This window comes from Pseudarthrobacter sp. J1763 (assembly GCF_050490295.1).
Taxonomy (GTDB): domain Bacteria; phylum Actinomycetota; class Actinomycetes; order Actinomycetales; family Micrococcaceae; genus JBNPEO01.
Genome location: NZ_JBNPEN010000013.1, coordinates 52,203 through 69,374 on the forward strand (window position 1 = coordinate 52,203; position 17,172 = coordinate 69,374).

The window sequence follows — 17,172 nt, forward strand, 5'->3', positions numbered from 1 at the left end:
CAAGGTACGTCCGAAATCCGGGTACCACTCCGACAGCACCGGGGCTTGGCAAACAATACCCCCATGGGTATCGTCTGAGATTCAGTCAACTACTCTAAGGAGCCAAAATGTGCAGTCCCGTGAAGTGCGCTAAGTGCGGAAAAACGACCTGGTCCGGTTGCGGCGAGCATGTGGACGCCGTTATGGCCAACGTTCCCGCCGAGCAGCGCTGCACCTGTAAGTAGAAGCAGGGCAGGCACCAACGTCCTGCCCGTTTCGGCGGGGAGGACGTTGATGCCCCTGCCGCCGGGCGTTGAACAGCGTGGCGGCAGGCCGACGAAGAGGCCGGCGGGGACTCCGGCGGCGGACGGTTAGGAGACCGGCGCTTCAGCCATCTTGGCCCGGATTTCGCCCATGTCGAGTTCCTTGATGCCGGTGATGAGTTGGTCCAGGCCGCTGGCGTTCATGGCGCCGGGCTGGGAGAAGACCAGGATTCCCTCGCGGAAAGCCATCAGGGTGGGGATGGAGGTAATGCGGGCGGCAGCGGAAAGTGCCGGCTCGGCCTCGGTGTCCACTTTTGCGAAAACGATTTCCGGGTGGGATTCCGAGGCCTTGCTGAACGTCGGGGCGAACATGCGGCAGGGGCCGCACCAGGCTGCCCAGAAATCAACCAGCACGATGTCGTTGCCGGTGATGGTGTCATTGAAGGTTTTTTCAGAGATGTCGATGGTTGCCATAGCAGCAATCTATACCCCCGGGGGTATTTCTGCAAGTGGTCTGTGAACTTGCGTAAATACCCCTGGGGGTATCATTATTGAAGGAGCGATGACCCGCCGGGCGTCCGGACCTGATGAGAGGAACACGAGCATGAAGAGCATTTCAGTGGACGATCTGGCTGCACTCGGACCCGGGGTTTCCATCATTGATGTCCGGGAAGAGGATGAATACGCGGAGGCATCGGTCCCGGGGACCAGAAACGTCCCGCTGTCCCGGTTCCAGCAGTCCATGGGCGATGTCCCCGCGGGTAAGACCGTCTACGTCATGTGCGCGTCCGGGGGACGCAGTTCCCGGGCCACGGCACACCTGGTCGCCGAAGGATACGATGCGGTCAACGTCATGGGCGGCATCACCGAGTGGTACCGCAACGGCCACCCGGTCACCTATCGGGCGAACGGCAACTGAGCATGTCCTCCACACTCACCCCGCGCCCGCCCGAGTCCCCGGCGGGGGCCGGGAACCGGCGGACGGTCAATCGGCTCAAGCGGGCCAGGGGACAGCTGAATGCGTTGATCGACGCCGTAGAGTCCGGCGCTGACTGCCGGAACGCCGTAACGCAGCTCGCGGCGGTCCGCGGAGCCCTGGACAAAGCCGGCTTCGAACTGATCTCCGCTGCCATGCGGGACTGCCTGACGGTCCCGGCCGCCATCCCCGCCGAGGGTGAAGGCCGAGGCAACGCACCGGGCCGACAGCCAAGTCTTCAGGAAATCCGGGCCCTCTTCCTACGCCTGACCTGAACCGCCCCGGTACTACTTCCGGACGTTCCCCTGCCACACCGTCGACCCCACGTTCCCCGAAAGGCTCACCCCATGGACATCACCCCCACCGAACTCAACGCACACCTCCAGAACGGCACCGACGCGCAGGTCGTGGACGTCCGCGAAGCCGACGAGGTCGCCGCCGGGATGATTGCCGGCGCCCGGCACATCCCGCTCGGCGACCTGCCTGCCCGGATGGGCGAACTGAACAAGGCCCGTCCCGTCATCGCCGTCTGCCGCAGCGGCCGCCGCAGCGCCGCCGCTGCTGACCAGCTGGCCGCGGCCGGGTTCACCGCCTACACGATGACCGGCGGCATGCTCGACTGGTCCGCCAAAGGGCTGCCCGCCGGCTAGAACCCCTAAGACTGCCCGGGCGGCGCCTCCCCCCAGTGCGCCGCCCGGGCTTCCACCTGCCCTGACCGCGCGCGCGCGGGCCCAGGAAGGTGGACGGCGGCCCCCGCATCCGCAGGGGTGCCCCCAGAACTGCCCAAGCTATACCGAAAGAGATTATGACTTCCTCAAACAAGACCACTTCGGTCCAGTCCGCGCCCCAGTCCATTGACGCCGCCACTTTGAAATCCTGGGAGGACAACCACGATGACCTGATGGTGATTGACGTCCGCGGCGGTGCCGAGTTTGATTCGATGCACATCAAGGGCTCGTACCACGTGCCGTTGCCCCTGCTGAGTGAGCATGCCGAGGAATTCGCCGCCAAGATGGGCACCCGCGTGGTGCTGGTCTGCCAGTCCGGGAACCGCGCCGAACAGGCCCGCAAGCACCTCGACGCCGTCGGCCTGGGCAGCGCCAGCGTGCTGGCCGGCGGGGTTCCCGCCTACGCCGCGGCCGGCGGCAACGTCGTCAAGGGTAAGAACACCTGGGCCCTGGAACGCCAGGTCCGGATGACGGCCGGTTCACTGGTGCTCGCCGGTGTCGTGGGCAGCAAGCTGCTCTCGCCCAAGCTTGGCCTGCTGGCCGGCGGGATCGGCGCGGGCCTGACCTTCTCCGCAGCGACCAACAGCTGCGCAATGGGCCAGATGCTCTCCAAGATGCCGTGGAACCGGTCCGCGAACGAGCCCACCGCCCACCAGGCGCTGCAGAACCTGGGCTCGAAGGCATGATCATCACCGCGGCGGCGTTCGGGCTGATCGTCGGCGGCCTGCTGGGCCTGGTCGGCGGCGGCGGGTCCATTCTCGCCGTCCCCGCTCTGGTCTACGGCGTCGGGCTCCCGCTGGCTGCGGCGATCCCGACCTCGCTCGTCGTCGTTGGAGCCTCGTCCGCCGTCGCGGTCCTGCCGCGGCTGCGCGGCGGGGTGAACTGGCGCCTGGCTATCATCATCGGCGCTGCCGGCACCGCGACCGCCTACCTCGGCGCGTATGTGAACCGGCTGCTCGACCCGAAGGCGCTGCTGCTGGCCTTCGCCGCCATCATGGTCATAGCCGGGATCCGCATGATGCTCCCCACCAAAACTGCCGGCGGGTCCTGCGCCCTTCCCGGCGGGGGAGTCCACTGGCGCAGCTGCCTGCCCACGGCGATCGCCACCGGTGCCGTCGTGGGCTTCCTGACCGGCCTGCTCGGCGTCGGCGGCGGCTTCCTCATCGTCCCGGCCCTGACTCTTGTCCTGGGCCTGCCGATGGCGGTGACCGTCGGTACCTCACTGGTGATCATCGTGATCAACTCGATCGCCGGTTTCGCCGCCCACCTTGGTGACCTGCAGATCGACTGGGCCGTCACCGCAGCCTTCGCGGGGGCAGCGATGGTTGCCTCCCTGATCGCGGGCCGGCTCGGCACCAGAATCCCGGACAAGATCCTCAAGCGCAGCTTCGGTGTCCTGGTCCTGGCCGTCGCCGCCTACGTGGGCGGGCAGGCATTGCTCTCCTGAGGGAGCGCATCACCGGGATGCGAAAAGCGCCGGAGGCAGATGCCTCCGGCGCTTTTCGTTGTCGGCGTCTTCTCAACGCAGTTCTTCCGGGTCTTCGGAGAGCCTCAGGCCCAAAGGTGCTTAGCGTCCAAAGAGCTTCGCGAAAAAGCCCTTACCGGCTGAACTCTCCTGCTCGTGGCCCTGGCAGCGCTGGGAACTGGGAACCCCGCGCATGACCTGGTCAACATGCTGGCCACACCCGGCCCATGTCGTCTTCTGGCATTTCTTGCACGTCACCGCACGGCACATCTGCTGGCTCCTTCAGATAGGTAGTCTTATTCCACCAGTATACCCCCGGGGGTATAGCCATTTCACCATGGTGACCGTCCCGGGTGCCTGCGCCCGTCGAGAGACCGCAGTTGTGCAGGGGCGCCGCGCCGGCCCCGTCGTCGCCACTGAGGTGGGCGTTCAGGCAGCGCTCCCCACAAAGGGGACCGCCGGCGTCAAAACAACGTACGAAAACGGTTCCGTTCGCGTTGGCAGCGGGACTACCTTTGGAGCCTGGGGGATGTATGAAAGAGATCGTGATTGCAGGCGGAAAAGGGCGGCTCCGATTTTACGGATCCCGCTTTCATCTGGCTTGGACGCCAGGGTCGCATATCGACGCCGGGGACGCGGCCGCGTCCATTGAAGCGATGCAGGCCCTCGGCGGTGGCAGGGCGTTGCCGCTGCTGGTCACCATCGCCGGTGTGACCATGGGCGCCGGGGCGAGGGGCGCCTACGAACGTGCGGAGGCCGTGTCCGCGGTGGCCCTGCTGGGGTCCAGTGTGGTGGACACCGTTGTGGCGGCGGCATTGGGCCGCCACGGCTTTTGCCCGCATGCGTATTTCACCTCACGCAAGGAGGCCCTAGCCTGGCTGGAGGGCTTCCCGCTCCCGGCGGTTTCCGCGGAGCAGGAGCCGGGATTGCGCAACGCGTAGCCGCCCTGTGCACTGCCCTGTGAGTGCTCTTCACGGTACAAGGACCCTTGATTACCCCGGGGGCCTCAAGGATTGTGGAACCCCGGGCACGAGGCCGCGCCCGGAAACCGCAGGTACGGAGGCGCGATGGCAGCCGCAGAAACGTTTCGAATTGTGGTCGGGGTGGACGGGTCGGATTCTTCGATGAAAGCGCTCGACTGGGCCCTGGATGAGGCCCGGCTCAGGGCCGGCCAGGTTCACATCCTCACGGCGTGGCACTACCCCGTGATCGGCGATGCCGCAGGACGTGAAGAAGACCGCGAGGCTTTCGGCGAGACCGCCCGGACGATCCACGACGCCGCGGTAAAGGAAGCTTCCGCGGCCGGGGTCCACGTCACCGGCGAAGTGACCGAAGGGCATCCTGCAGATGTGCTGCTCCGGGCCGCCGCCGGCGCCGGTCTCCTTGTGGTCGGATCGCGTGGACACGGAGGTTTCGCCGGCATGTTGCTGGGCTCTGTTTCAAGCCACGCCGTACATAAGGCAAGCTGTCCGGTCCTGGTCGTGCGTTCGGGCGCCGGTCCGGTTCAAGGGCAAGAAGGGCGCGGCCGGCCCCGAGGGGCTCTCTACCGCGGAGGCGACCCGGCTGCTGGAGACCGTTGGCCCCAACGCCGTTCCACTGAAGCACACGGGACTCCCGGCACGGCTGCTGCGGAAACTTTGGGCGCCGGTACCTTGGATGCTGGAGGCGACCATTGTTCTTGAGTCTGTGCTGGGCAAATGGCTGGACGCGCTCATCATCCTGGCGGTCCTGAGCCTGAACACGGCGCTGGGCATTATCCAGGAGCGCCGCGCGGAGGCTGCCGTCGATCTGCTGCGCACCCGGCTGGAGATCAATGCCCGGGCGTTACGGGACGGGGCATGGACCATGATCCCGGCGTCGCGCCTGGTTCCCGGGGATGCTATCCACCTCCGGGTCGGCGATTTCGTGCCCGCCGACGTCGTCGTCCACGACGGCACCGTGATGGTGGACCAGTCCACACTCACCGGGGAGTCGATGCCGGTTGCCCGGGGGCCGGAGTCCACCGTCTACTCCGGTGCCACCGTGATGCGTGGGGAGGCCAGCGGCACCGTGACCGCGACCGGCGCCGCCACCTACTTCGGCAAAACCGCCGAGCTGGTGGGCAGTTCCGCGCCCGCCGCCCACCTCGAACACGTGGTGCTGCGGATCGTGCGGGTGTTCATCGCCGTGGACCTGGTCCTGGCCGTGGCGGGCACCGCCGGGCTGGCTGCCGCCGGGTCCACCACCGCGGATGTGATCTCCTACGCGGTGATACTGCTGCTGGCCTCGGTGCCGGTAGCCATGCCCGCAGCCTTCGCCCTGGCCGGCGCCCTGGGCGCCAGGCACCTGGCCTCGCTCGGAATCCTGACGACCCGGCTCACGGCCCTGCAGGACGCCGCGTCGATGAGCGTGCTGTGCATCGACAAGACGGGCACGCTGACCGAAAACAGGCTCGCGGTCGCCGCCGTCGCCCCCATCGGGGATGTGAGTCGGGACGAGCTCCTGCGTTGGGCGGCGGCCGCTTCCGACGCCGCCACGCAGGATCCCCTTGACCTGGCGATCCTCGCGGCCGCCGGTGAATCTGCCGGGGCGGGGGACAGGCTGAGCTTCACCCCGTTCGACCCCGCAACCAAACGTTCCGAAGCAACGGTGTCCAGGGACGGCAGGACCGTCCGGGTCGCCAAGGGTGCCCCCCACGTCATCGCGGCCATGGCCGAAGCGGCGCCCCCAGCGGACCTGGCGGCCCTGGCCGCCGGCGGCGCACGCGTGCTCGCCGTCGCTGTCAACGACGGGACCTGGCGCCTGCTCGGGCTCATCGCCCTCGCCGACCGGGTACGGCCCGAAGCCGCAGGCCTCCTGGCCCGCCTCACCGGACTCGGAATCCGGGTCATCATGGTCACCGGGGACAGCGCGGGCACAGCCGCCGCCGTTGCCGCGGACGTAGGGCTCACCGGCGGTGTCGTCCAGGCGGACGACCTCGCAGCGTTGACCGGCGGGGAAGGAGGACCGTCCGTTATTGCCCAGGTCCTTCCCCAGGACAAGCACCGGATCGTTCAGCTGCTCCAGCAAGCGGGCCATGTCGTGGGCATGACAGGGGACGGCGTCAACGACGCTCCGGCGCTGCGCCAGGCCGAGGTGGGCATCGCCATGGAGACCGCAACCGATGTGGCAAAGTCCGCGGCCGGGGTGGTCCTGGTCCGCGGGGGACTGAACGACATTGTGGGGTTGGTCGAGGAAAGCAGGAGGATCCACCAACGGTCGCTGACGTACGCACTGAATGTCAGTGTGAAAAAACTGGAGGTGCCGTTGTTGCTGACCGCCGGGGTGTTCTCCTTCGGCCAGCTCGTGTTCACACCGCTGCTGATGGCGCTGCTGCTGCTGGCCAACGACGTCGTGAGCATGATGCTCACCACGGACAACGCCCGCTCCTCGCAACGGCCCGACACGTGGCACGTTGGCCGGACCATCGCCGGCGCCCTCGTGGTCGCCGTGCCGATGCTCGGCTCGTCGCTGGCCCTGCTCTGGGCATCCGGGCAGCTTTGGCCCGGCGGCGGCATCGACCAGTCCGCACCGTTATCTTCCTGACGCTGGTCTTCAGCAGCCAGGTCACGAGCTACGTCGTGCGCACGGCGCTCCCGGCGTGGAAGGACCGGCCCTCCACGCTGTTGCTGACCGCGTCGGCGCTGGACGCCGCCGGAGCCTCTGCACTGGCACTCTGTGGGGTCCTGATGGCACCGGTTCCAGGCGCCCTGCTGTTGCTTATCGCAGCGGCAACCCTCACCGGCGGATTCGTCGCCGACCGCCTCAAGGTCCCGGCCTTCCGGAAGCTCCGGCTGCACACCGGAGGGGCCGGCTGAACGCAGTCATCGCACACCGTCCCCGGACACAGCTATGGCCGCGGGGCGCCGGCGATTCTCCCCTGTACGGCAAAGGGGCGGCGGCCCGGGTTTCCCCGGGCCGCCGCCCTTTTCGCTTCTTCAGTTGTTAGCCGGCGTTGACGGCGGTCTTCTGCTGCTGCGCTGCCCAGGCGGCGTAGCTGCCGTCGAGTTCGACGACGTCGTAGCCGGCGCGGCGCAGGGCGCTGGCCGCGACGGAGTTCCGGACTCCGCTCTGGCAGTAGGAGACGATGGTTCCCTGGGCGGGGAGTTCGTCCAGGTGCCACATGACGCGGCCGCCGCTGAGCTGGTAGGAGCCGGGGATGTGGCTGGCCGCATGCTCGGTCTTGTTACGGACGTCCAACACCATGGCGGCGTCGAAGCCGTCGAGCTCCTCGGGCTGGATCAGCTTCGGGACGGAGATAGGCAGGCCCTCGAGCCCGGTGACGTAGCCGGCGACCTTGTCGATGCCGACGCGGACCAGGTGGTCCCACATCTCCTGCGCGGCGGACTGGTTCGGGGCGAGCAGGACCAGCGGGTTCTTGTCCTTTTCGGGGTCGACGACCCAGGCGCCGAAGCTGGCGGTGGACTTGCCGGCCGGGACGTTGACCGAGCCGGTGACGGTGCCTTCGTGGACCTGGGCGTTGGCGCGGGTGTCCACGAAGACGACCTTGTCCGCGGCCAGATCCTTGGCGACGTCGGCGGTAGCCAGCTCGGTCAGGGGTGCACGCTCGCCCATGACGGCGGGCCCTTCGCGGTTTTCGCGCTTCATCCGGGCGAAGTAGGCGTGGGCGTCGGGCTGGCCGTCGAGGAGTTCGTCGATGAAGCCCTGCTCGTCGTTCGCGGCCAGGTAGGGGCCCCACCAGGCGTAGAGGCGTTCGTAGCCGACGGTGGAGGACGGGATGGCGCCGAGGGCCTTGCCGCAGGCGCTGCCGGCGCCGTGGCCCGGGTGGACCTGGACGTGGTCCGGGAGGGTCAGGAACTTGTCCCGGAGGCTGGCGAAGAGCTGCTTGGCGCCCTCGAAGCGGGTGTCGACGCCGCCGGCGGCCTCATCCAGCAGGTCCGGGCGGCCGAGGTCGCCGGAGAACACGAAGTCACCCGAGAGCAGGTAGCCGGGCCGGTCGGCGAACGCGCCGTCGGTGATGAGGAAGGAGAGGTGCTCCGGGGTGTGTCCGGGGGTGTGGAGGGCCTTGACGGTGATGTTGCCCAGGGCGATGGTGTCGCCGTCGTTGAGGCGCTCGGCCTCGAAGCCGTACTGCCAGTCCGCCCCGCCCTCACCGGAGACGTAGGCGGTAGCGCCGGTAGCAGCCGCCAGCTCACGGGTGCCGGAGAGGAAGTCCGCATGGATGTGGGTCTCGGTCACGGCGACGATGGTCATCCCGTTGGCCGCGGCCAGGTTCTTGTACACGGCGATGTCACGGCGGGGATCGACCACCAGGGCCTCACCCTTGGCCTGGCAGCCAATGAAATAGCTGGCCTGGGCGAGGTCTTCGTCATAGATGCGCTCGATAAGCATGGGGCTCTCTTTCGTCGGCGTCCGGGAGGGGGATCCTCCGTTGGTCTAACACAACGATAATACCCCCGGGGGTATGTTGCAAGCTCTGCGCTGAGACTAAAAGCACGGCTGGTCAGCACTAGCCGTTATACCCTCCGGGGTATAGGGTTGGCAATAAATCCAACGACCGGCTTGGAGCCTGATATGGAACTTGATTCGAAGGAACTTACCCCCGTTGTCAACCGGCTCAAGCGGGCCCAGGGGCAACTCGCCGCCGTCACCCGCATGCTGGAAGAGGGCAGGGACTGCAAAGACATCGTCACCCAGCTCGCCGCCGTGTCCAAGGCGCTCGACCGGGCGGGCTTCGCCATAATCTCCAGCGGCCTCGAACAGTGCCTGGTCCGCGGGGACTCCAGTATGGATACCAAGGACCTGGAAAAACTCTTCCTGTCCCTCGCATAGGCCAGCCAACAGTTACGTGTCGCCCCCGCCGCAGCGGCAGGTCAGTGACACCCTCGGAATGATTCATAGCGCCCGGCATGAAAGTCGCTAACGGCACCAGTCGCTTGGGGGAGAAATCATGAAGTCATACGGGCCAAACGCAGAGGCGGGGTTCTAGTATGACTTTTAGGATGTGGCTCCGGGCAACTAATTTTTCGGGGGCCGGAGCCACACCCTCACGCCGCTAGGGAACCGTCGAACCGCCCACCGGCTGGCCCGCCTCTCCAGCAGCACCGACCGTCGCCGACGGGTGCGCCACTCCCAGGCAGGGCTTGACAGTCAGATCCTTCGGGGACGGCAAGCAGTCCAGCGGTTAGGCCAGTGCACTTCCACCGACAGCGTTACAGTGAGAAAAACAGCCTGCCGCCCGGCAGAACAGCCCCCTTTGAAGGAGGAACCATGACATCCACCAGCCCCGCCAAGATCGCATTCATGATCCTGACCGATTCCCCAGACCGCGGACTTCCCGGGCTTCTCATGGCGAGCCGCCTGAAAATGAACCGCGGCGCGGACGTCCGCGTCCTATTTTTCGGACCCGGCGTGCGGCTGGCCGGCAGCGGAGCGGCCGACCAGCACCTCGCGGATCTCATTGATTCCGGGGTCAAGCCGACGGCCTGCGCCGGCCAGGTGGAACAGTTCGGCCTAGCCGACGAATTCGCGTCCCGCCCCGTCGAGCTCATCGCCGCCGGGGCCGAGGTCGAAGCCTACGCCCAGGAAGGCTTCACCGTACTCAGCTTCTAGGCCTCCGCCCCTGCAGCTAAATCGGTTGACAGGTGGGGTGAAGCCCCGAAGTCCTGGCTTTGCACTTCCGGGCGAACGCGTCGTAGTCGACAGTGAAGACCGGCGGGGCCGGCAGGTCGGCCAAGGCTCTTGGCAACCGGTGTGGTGCGGGAAACTGCGGGGGATGGCCACGATACCCCGGGGGGGTATATTGTGGTGAGTGTCACAGGTTGGGACCACACCGGGACGGCGTGGTCCCGTTAGTGGAGGCGAAGACGCCCCCACTGCCGGCTACGCAGGTTTCTCGGCCCGGTCACAACCCGATATGTCCGGCGTCGGTGCTGAAGCGACGCCGGGTTTCCAGAGAGGCGCCTCGCCAATGTCCATGCACCACGAGATCCTGATTATCGGCGGCGGCAACGCGGGGCTGAGCGTTGCCGCCCGGCTCCGGAATGCAGGGCGGACCGACGTCGGTCTGATCGAGCCGAGCGAGCAACACTACTACCAGCCGCTGTGGACCCTGGTCGGCGGAGGAGTCGCCAGCCAAGAGGAAACGGTCCGTCCGCAGGCGTCCGTCATGCCCCAGGGTGTTGCCTGGATCAAGGACGCCGCGGCGGACATTGACCCTGGGCGCCGCAGTGTCGCACTCTCCTCCGGCGGTTCCGTCACCTACGACTATCTGGTGGTTTGTCCCGGAATCCAGTTGGACTGGGACAAGATCCCCGGGATGGCCGAAGCCATGGAATCCCCGGCGGTGTCCAGCAATTACCGCTACGACCTGGCGCCCAAGACCTGGGACATGATCCGCAACCTGAAGTCCGGGACGGCCGTATTCACCCAGCCCTCCGGTCCCATCAAGTGTGCAGGCGCCCCGCAGAAAATTGCCTATCTGGCAGCCGACTACTGGCGCAAGCAGGGGGTGCTGGACGACATCCGGGTGGTCATGGTTCTGCCGACACCGGGCATGTTCGGAGTCAAGGTCTTCGCCGATGAACTTGAACGGGTGGTCGACAAGTACGGCATCGAAGTCCGCTTCAACAGCGAAATGACCGAAGTGGACCCCACCGCAGGCACGGTAGTGGTCACGGACAACGCGGCTGGTACCCAGGAATCACTTCACTACGACCTGCTCCATGTCGTGCCGCCGCAGTCGGCCCCTGACTGGCTCAAGCGCACACCGCTGGCAGATCCGGCCAACCCCGCCGGCTACGTTGACGTTGACAAGCACACCATGCAGCACAAGCGCTACCCGGAAATCTTCGCCCTGGGCGACGCCGGGTCGACCCCGAATTCGAAGACCGGCGCCGCAATCCGCAAACAGGCGCCAGTTCTGGTGAAGAACCTGCTGGCAGCCATGAAAGGATCACAGCCATCGGCACAGTACAGCGGATACGCTTCATGTCCGCTGACCACCGCACGAGGAAAAATGCTGCTGGCCGAATTCGACTACACCCTCCAGCCCGCCCCCAGCATCCCCTTTATCGACACCACAAGGGAACGCAGCGACATGTGGCTGCTCAAGCGCTACGGGCTGCCGTTCATGTATTGGAACCTGATCCTCAAGGGCCGCGCCTGAGCCTACCGGGGCATCAGCGCTGAACACCACGCGCGGGAACCGGGACACCCGCGGCGGCGTCGACCCGCCGCTTCCGCGGGATAGAACGGAGCCCGAACAAAACCCTTCAGCGGCGGTATCGCATCTTCGTCACGTCAGGTTGACGTAATCACGGATATCGGTGATTTAGAGTGTGATCTAGGATGTGTTTTATACCTTGATTCAACGGGCCTTTTCGTGGGACCATGAACTATGACTGCAGTGACAGGCGCCCGCGGCGGGCTGAAGGCGCACCAGGATTCCATCCGGCTGGCCGACGACGTGCTGGTCCGGGATCTGAGGGACCTGCTGGGAGCGAAGCTGGTCGCGTACATCGGGTCCGTGAAGGAAACCCGGGCCGTCCGGCTGTGGGCCGACGGGGACCGGAAACCGTCCGCCGAGGTGATGCAGCGGTTGAGGACCGCTTACCACGTGGCGGCCCTGCTTGCGGAGCGTGATTCCCGGGCGGTGGTGCAGGCCTGGTTCCAGGGCATGAACCCGCAGCTCGATGATGTCCCGCCGGCGCGTCTGCTCCGCGAAGGCCAGCTGGACGAAGCCGGCCCGCAGGTGCTGGCCGCCGCCCGGGCGTTCGCGGCCGCAGGCTGACCGGTGGTTTCTGCGCAACTGACCGCGGCCGAGGCCGCCGGCAGAGTCTGGCGCGTCGGCTTCCGCCCCGAGCCCTGGGCCTGGAGCGGCTGGGAATGGGCCACCGACGGACGGTTCCCGGGCCGCTGGGATGACCTTCACGGCAACTTCCGCACCATCTACGCCGGCTCCTCCCTGCTGGCGTGCCTGTTGGAGGTCCTGGCGCATTTCCGCAAGGACGCACGGCTGAGCATGGAACTGGACGAGATCGTCGAGGATGACGAGGATAAGGTCCTGCACCCCACCATTGCCCCGGGGAGTGGCTCGAAGTGCGAGCCGCCGCGTCCGCTGAACTGTCGGGGCGGTACTGCGCGGTGACCGCCTCCGGCAGCCTCGCGGCCCTGCACCCACACTTCATCGGCCTGGCCCTGAGCCAAGGCCTGGCCGACTTTGACGCTGCGGCGCTGAAGGACGCCCGGCCCCGGCGCCTGACCCAGGCTGTCGCGGCTTGGCTCTACGAGACGACAGACTTCGACGGCGTCACTTTTGCCTCCCGTCACGGTGACGATCTCCAGCTCTGGGCCATCTTCGAGCGCCCCGGTGATCCAGCGGTCACGCCGAACATCCATGATGTAATCGGCGAAGAACCACTGCAGCACGACAGCAGGGAAATCAACAAGGCCCGGTAGTCCTGAAGGTGTCTTCAGGGGCAATCTAGGTGTGGTTGAGTTCTGGTATGGGCCTTGAGCTGACGAGCGAGCTTCTTGATTCGTGGACGCTGGTTGATGAAGATGTGGCGTTGATGGCGCGGAAGTCAGGAGCGACTCGGGCAGGGTTTGCTGTGTTGCTGAAGTTTTTTCAGCAACATGCCAGGTTCCCGGGTGGGCCTTCTGACCTTCCACTGGGAGCGGTGGACTATATTGCGGCGCAGATTTCTGTTCCTCCCGATGCGCTGGCTCCCTACTGGGGCGGGCGCTCAATCAAGTACCACCGGGCCGAGATCCGGTCCCATTTTGGTTTCCGTGAGTTCACGACCGCTGATGAGGCCCGGCTGGCTGGGTGGTTGGCGGAGAGGGTGTGCCCGTCTGAGGTTCGAGAGTCTGCGCTTGTGGAGGCTTCGCTGTCCCGGTGTCGTCAGGAGCGGATTGAGCCGCCGGGACGTGCGGGCAGGATTGTTGGTGCTGGCCGGGCGTTGTTTGAGCAGCGCCTGTGTGCTCATGTGGGCAAGGTTCTAGGCCCGGACGGTGCGGCTGGGCTGAAGGCCTTGGTCGCTGATGGTGCAGCCGGTTCCCTGTTGTCGGTGTTGAAGGCTGATCCGGGCCCGGCTGGTTTGGAGTCGTTGCTGGCGGAGGTGGAGAAGCTTTCAGCAGCCCAGGCTCTTGATTTACCGGCTGGCTTGTTTGCCGGGGTGTCGGAGAAGGTCGTGAGTGCCTGGCGGGCGCGGGCGGCACGGATGTATCCATCGGATTTCCAGGACGCGCCGGCGCCGGTGCGGTTGACGCTGTTGGCGGCGTTGTGTCATCAACGGACGGCAGAGATAGCTGACAGCCTGGTCGATTTGCTGCTCGTGCTGGTGTTGAAGATCAATACCGGCGCGGTGAGGAAGGTCGAGAAGGAACTGACCGAGGATCTGCAAAGGGTGCGCGGCAAGACGGCTTTGCTGTTCAAACTGGCCGAGAGGGCAGTCGCCTGCCCGGATGAGACGGTCCGGGAGGCCGTGTTCCCGGTGGTGAGTGAGAAAACCCTGCGGCAACTGGTCCAGGAGGCAAAAGCCAACGAGAGCGTGTTCCAGGGCAAGGTGAGGACCGTGTTGCGGGGTTCGTACTCGAATCATTACCGGCGGATGTTACCGGCGCTGCTGTCCGTGCTGCGGTTCCGGTGCCATAACACGGCGTTCCGGCCCATCATGGATGCCATCGCGTTGCTGGAACGGTACGCGGATGCTGGAAGTAAGAGCCAGTTCTTCGCGCCCGGAGAGGTAGTCCCGGTTGCGGGTGTGGTGCCCAGGTCCTGGGAGGGCGCTGTCCGGGACGAGAAGGGCAGGATCGAGCGGATCCCGTACGAGCTGTGCCTGCTCGTGTCCTTACGGGACGCTTTGCGCCGCCGCGAGGTTTTCGTTGACGGGGCGGGGAAATGGCGGGACCCGGAAGAGGACCTTCCCCAGGACTTCGACGCTTCCCGTGAGCTCCACTACGAGGCCCTGCAGAAACCGTTGGACCCGGCCAGGTTCATTCTTGATCTTCAGTCCAGAATGAGGAGGTCACTGGAGCACCTGGATAAGGGGCTGCCGGCCGATACCACCGGTGGAGTGAAGATCACCAGACGCCGTGGGGCGCCGTGGATAAAGGTCCCCAAGCTGGAAAAACTCGACGAGCCGGTGAATCTGGGCAAACTCAAGGCCGAGGTCCTGGCCCGGTGGGGCACCCTGGACTTGCTAGAAGTCCTCAAGGAAGCGGACTTCCTGACCGGGTTTACCGGGGAGTTTGTTTCCGTGGCCTCCCGTGAGGTCCTTGACCGTGAGACCCTGCGCAGGCGTTTGCTGTTGTGCCTGTTCGGGCTTGGGACGAACATGGGCATCAAAGCGGTCACTGATGCCGGCGGTCACGGAGAGAGCGAGCGGGAGCTACGCCACGTACGCCGGACATTCATCACGAAGGACAATCTGCGCCAGGCGATCGTGAAGGTCGTCAACGCCACGTTCGAGGCCAGGAACCCTCACTGGTGGGGTGAAGGGAACGCCTGTGCGTCGGATTCGAAAAAGTTCGGCTCCTGGGAATCAAACCTGATGACCGAATGGCACAACCGCTACGGTGGTCCCGGCGTGATGATCTACTGGCACGTGGAAAAGAAATCGACCTGCATCTATTCCCAGCTGAAGAACTGTTCCTCCTCCGAGGTCGCGGCGATGATCGAAGGCGTTCTGCGCCACGACACCGACGCCGAGATCGAAGCAAACTACGTCGATACCCACGGGGCCTCGATCGTGGGGTTCGCGTTCACCGAACTCCTGGGGTTCAAGCTGTTGCCGAGGTTGAAGAACATCGGCTCGATCCGCCTCTACCGGGCCAGCAATGAAGAAGCCTACGCCGAGATCAATGACGTGTTGTCCAGGCCGATCAATTGGGAGATCATCGCCCAGCAATACGATCAGATGGTCAAATACGCCACGGCCCTCAAACTCGGCACGGCAGAGTCGGAGACGATCCTGCGCCGTTTCACCCGGGGCGGGCCCAAACACCCCACGTACCAGGCCCTGGAGGAACTGGGCCGGGCCGTGCGGACGATCTTCGCCGCCGACTACCTCGCCAGCGAAGACCTGCGACGCGAAATCAATTCCGGTTTGCAGGTAGTGGAGAACTGGAACAGCGGAAACGACGTCGTCTTCTACGGTAAAAACCGTGACCTCACGGGCCCTGACCGTGAAACGACCGAAGTGTCCATGCTCGCCCTGCACCTGCTCCAATCCTCCCTGGTCCTGGTCAACACCCTGCTGCTGCAAACCGTGCTCGAGGTCAAGGAGTTCACCGGACTGCTCGAACCGGAAGACCGCAGGGGCCTCACACCGTTGTTCTGGACCCATATCAACCCCTACGGACGCTTCACCCTGGACATGAACACCCACCTGAACCTGGGCCAGATCTCTGCCGAACCCGAACACCGTACCCCCGGTGACAACCGCTTGGCCCAGGCCGCTGCTCTGTGATGGAAAGGACCCCCTATGGCCACGAATGAGAGATCCACGCCAAGAACCAAAGGCAAGCTTCTGCGCGCCAGAGTCCACCTCGTCGGGAGTAAACCAAAGATCTGGCGGCTATTCGAAGTCGATTCCAGCCTTTACCTGGACGAATTCCACGACGTTCTGCAGGTGATCATTGGCTGGGAAAACTCCCACCTGCATTCCTTTACCGACCGCAACCCGAACACCCCGGGCCGCGGACGGACACAGGCCAGGTCTTGGGCGCCTGCCTACGTCAGGGCAGAAGACGAGGAGGGCTGGTACCTGCCTGAAGAGACCGTCCAGCTCGGGAAAGTCCTCAACGAAGGCTCAACCCCGCTGTTCTACGCATACGACTTCGGCGATAGCTGGCTCCACCGCATCGACTGGATCGAAACCGTCAGGAAAACCGGTGACGACGCCCATGCCCGGGTGATCCGCGGTAAACGACGCTGCCCCCTGGAGGACTCCGGTGGAATCGGCGGCTATGAAGACCTCATCGCCACTCTGGCCAACCCTGATGCCGTCGATGAATCAGACCGCGAGCACCTCCAGGGCCTGCACGAATGGGCCCAAGGAACCGCGCAACGATCCGGCGGAGAGGAAACTTTCGATCCCGCACACTTCGACCCGGTCAAAGTCAACGAAGAACTCGGCAGACTCTTCACACCCGAAGGAAACTGACCAAGTGCCGGCCACGGCACAGCCAGGCCTGGCACCAATGGCATTGTGCCGGCATGCCTTAGCGAGTTTTTGTCTCCGCGTGGACGGCGCAGGAAACGCCAAGGATTGACGTAGTTTCCAGGAACTGGCGAGCAGGATCCCCCATCTGTCAAGTACCGTTGCGCTCGGCTGTCCATGAGGTCAGCCGGTCTCATGTTCTGTATTGAAAGGACTCCCCTGTCATGGCAGGAATCATCCCCTGGCTGGGTGCGCTGGGCACCACAGGAAAAGCCGTTGTTGTAGCATCCGTCGTTGCCGCTGGTGGCACCGGTGCAGCAGTGGCCGCCACCGCCACCGTTGCGCCGACCGATGCGACGTCCACTGTGTCGCCGGCCGCCCCCGCCGCTGATCCGTCGGCTTCCTCCACGGCCACATCGTCGGTTGTTCCCGCATCGACGCCCACTCCGTCCAGCGCGCCCGTATCTTCGGCTGAGGTCCCGCCGGCGCCGGCGTCATCTTCAACCGCACCGGAGTTGGCACACGCACCGGACGTACCAGTGATTGCCGAACCGGCAGAGGCACCGGAGGCGCCGGAGCATGCCGAACCGGCAGAGGCGCCGGAGCATGCCGAACC

Annotated in this window: 19 protein-coding genes and 1 pseudogene; 18 read left to right on the forward strand and 2 right to left on the reverse strand. The window is 65.5% G+C overall.

What is annotated here, in order from left to right:
* Positions 1–350: 350 nt before the first annotated feature.
* Positions 351–716, reverse strand: coding sequence for a thioredoxin (trxA, locus tag ACQQCD_RS12020; RefSeq protein WP_430268622.1), 366 nt, complete (start codon positions 714–716; stop codon positions 351–353).
* A 130-nt stretch (positions 717–846) separates the two neighbouring features.
* Here trxA and ACQQCD_RS12025 point away from each other — a divergent pair, with 130 nt between their 5' ends.
* The 9 genes from ACQQCD_RS12025 to ACQQCD_RS12065 all read left to right on the forward strand — a co-directional run bounded on the left by ACQQCD_RS12025 (position 847) and on the right by ACQQCD_RS12065 (position 7,247).
* Positions 847–1,161 carry a rhodanese-like domain-containing protein gene (locus ACQQCD_RS12025; protein ID WP_430268623.1) on the forward strand — a complete coding sequence of 105 codons (315 nt, stop codon included), beginning with the start codon at positions 847–849 and terminating at the stop codon, positions 1,159–1,161.
* A 2-nt stretch (positions 1,162–1,163) separates the two neighbouring features.
* Positions 1,164–1,493: a metal-sensitive transcriptional regulator gene (locus tag ACQQCD_RS12030; protein WP_430268624.1), complete on the forward strand. Its 330-nt coding sequence runs from the start codon at positions 1,164–1,166 to the stop codon at positions 1,491–1,493.
* A 72-nt stretch (positions 1,494–1,565) separates the two neighbouring features.
* Positions 1,566–1,868: a rhodanese-like domain-containing protein gene (locus ACQQCD_RS12035; RefSeq protein WP_430268625.1), complete on the forward strand. Its 303-nt coding sequence runs from the start codon at positions 1,566–1,568 to the stop codon at positions 1,866–1,868.
* A 155-nt stretch (positions 1,869–2,023) separates the two neighbouring features.
* Entirely contained in the window at positions 2,024–2,632 is a 609-nt protein-coding gene (locus tag ACQQCD_RS12040; RefSeq protein ID WP_430268626.1) for a rhodanese-like domain-containing protein, read from the forward strand.
* Positions 2,629–3,393 (forward strand): sulfite exporter TauE/SafE family protein, encoded by a 765-nt coding sequence (locus tag ACQQCD_RS12045; protein WP_430268627.1) that lies wholly within the window; start codon positions 2,629–2,631, stop codon positions 3,391–3,393. The genes ACQQCD_RS12040 and ACQQCD_RS12045 overlap by 4 nt, the downstream gene beginning before the upstream one ends.
* 551 nt (positions 3,394–3,944) lie before the next feature.
* A complete protein-coding gene (locus ACQQCD_RS12050) occupies positions 3,945–4,352 on the forward strand; it encodes an STAS/SEC14 domain-containing protein (protein WP_430268628.1) in 408 nt (135 codons plus the stop codon).
* A 126-nt stretch (positions 4,353–4,478) separates the two neighbouring features.
* Positions 4,479–5,093, forward strand: a complete 615-nt coding sequence (locus ACQQCD_RS12055; protein WP_430268629.1) for a universal stress protein — start codon at positions 4,479–4,481, stop codon at positions 5,091–5,093.
* The gene (locus tag ACQQCD_RS12060; protein WP_430268637.1) at positions 4,978–6,975 is read left to right on the forward strand and encodes an HAD-IC family P-type ATPase; all 1,998 of its coding nucleotides are present in this window, start codon (positions 4,978–4,980) and stop codon (positions 6,973–6,975) included. The genes ACQQCD_RS12055 and ACQQCD_RS12060 overlap by 116 nt, the downstream gene beginning before the upstream one ends.
* A gap of 35 nt (positions 6,976–7,010) precedes the next feature.
* Complete coding sequence (locus ACQQCD_RS12065; RefSeq protein WP_430268630.1) at positions 7,011–7,247, forward strand: hypothetical protein; 237 nt, start codon at positions 7,011–7,013, stop codon at positions 7,245–7,247.
* A 127-nt stretch (positions 7,248–7,374) separates the two neighbouring features.
* Here the strand turns inward: ACQQCD_RS12065 and ACQQCD_RS12070 are convergent, their stop codons facing one another.
* Complete coding sequence (locus ACQQCD_RS12070; RefSeq protein ID WP_430268631.1) at positions 7,375–8,781, reverse strand: MBL fold metallo-hydrolase; 1,407 nt, start codon at positions 8,779–8,781, stop codon at positions 7,375–7,377.
* Between the two features lie 183 nt (positions 8,782–8,964).
* On the opposite strand from ACQQCD_RS12070, the gene ACQQCD_RS12075 reads away from it, so the two are divergent.
* The 9 genes and pseudogenes from ACQQCD_RS12075 to ACQQCD_RS12115 all read left to right on the forward strand — a co-directional run.
* The gene (locus tag ACQQCD_RS12075) at positions 8,965–9,222 is read left to right on the forward strand and encodes a metal-sensitive transcriptional regulator (protein ID WP_346958289.1); all 258 of its coding nucleotides are present in this window, start codon (positions 8,965–8,967) and stop codon (positions 9,220–9,222) included.
* Between the two features lie 438 nt (positions 9,223–9,660).
* Positions 9,661–10,002: a hypothetical protein gene (locus tag ACQQCD_RS12080; protein ID WP_430268632.1), complete on the forward strand. Its 342-nt coding sequence runs from the start codon at positions 9,661–9,663 to the stop codon at positions 10,000–10,002.
* A 358-nt stretch (positions 10,003–10,360) separates the two neighbouring features.
* Positions 10,361–11,557 (forward strand): FAD-dependent oxidoreductase, encoded by a 1,197-nt coding sequence (locus ACQQCD_RS12085; RefSeq protein ID WP_430268633.1) that lies wholly within the window; start codon positions 10,361–10,363, stop codon positions 11,555–11,557.
* A gap of 231 nt (positions 11,558–11,788) precedes the next feature.
* Positions 11,789–12,181 carry a hypothetical protein gene (locus tag ACQQCD_RS12090; protein ID WP_430268634.1) on the forward strand — a complete coding sequence of 131 codons (393 nt, stop codon included), beginning with the start codon at positions 11,789–11,791 and terminating at the stop codon, positions 12,179–12,181.
* Positions 12,182–12,184: 3 nt separating this feature from the next.
* On the forward strand, positions 12,185–12,538 hold the full coding sequence (locus ACQQCD_RS12095; protein ID WP_430268635.1) for an RES domain-containing protein: 354 nt from the start codon (positions 12,185–12,187) through the stop codon (positions 12,536–12,538).
* Positions 12,535–12,849 carry a hypothetical protein gene (locus ACQQCD_RS12100; protein ID WP_430268636.1) on the forward strand — a complete coding sequence of 105 codons (315 nt, stop codon included), beginning with the start codon at positions 12,535–12,537 and terminating at the stop codon, positions 12,847–12,849. Before ACQQCD_RS12095 ends, ACQQCD_RS12100 begins: the two co-directional genes overlap by 4 nt.
* A gap of 47 nt (positions 12,850–12,896) precedes the next feature.
* A complete protein-coding gene (locus tag ACQQCD_RS12105) occupies positions 12,897–15,863 on the forward strand; it encodes a Tn3 family transposase (RefSeq protein WP_236803072.1) in 2,967 nt (988 codons plus the stop codon).
* 15 nt (positions 15,864–15,878) lie between these two features.
* Complete coding sequence (locus ACQQCD_RS12110; RefSeq protein ID WP_236803071.1) at positions 15,879–16,559, forward strand: plasmid pRiA4b ORF-3 family protein; 681 nt, start codon at positions 15,879–15,881, stop codon at positions 16,557–16,559.
* A 221-nt stretch (positions 16,560–16,780) separates the two neighbouring features.
* Positions 16,781–17,172: pseudogene (locus tag ACQQCD_RS12115) on the forward strand (hypothetical protein); the annotation flags it as partial.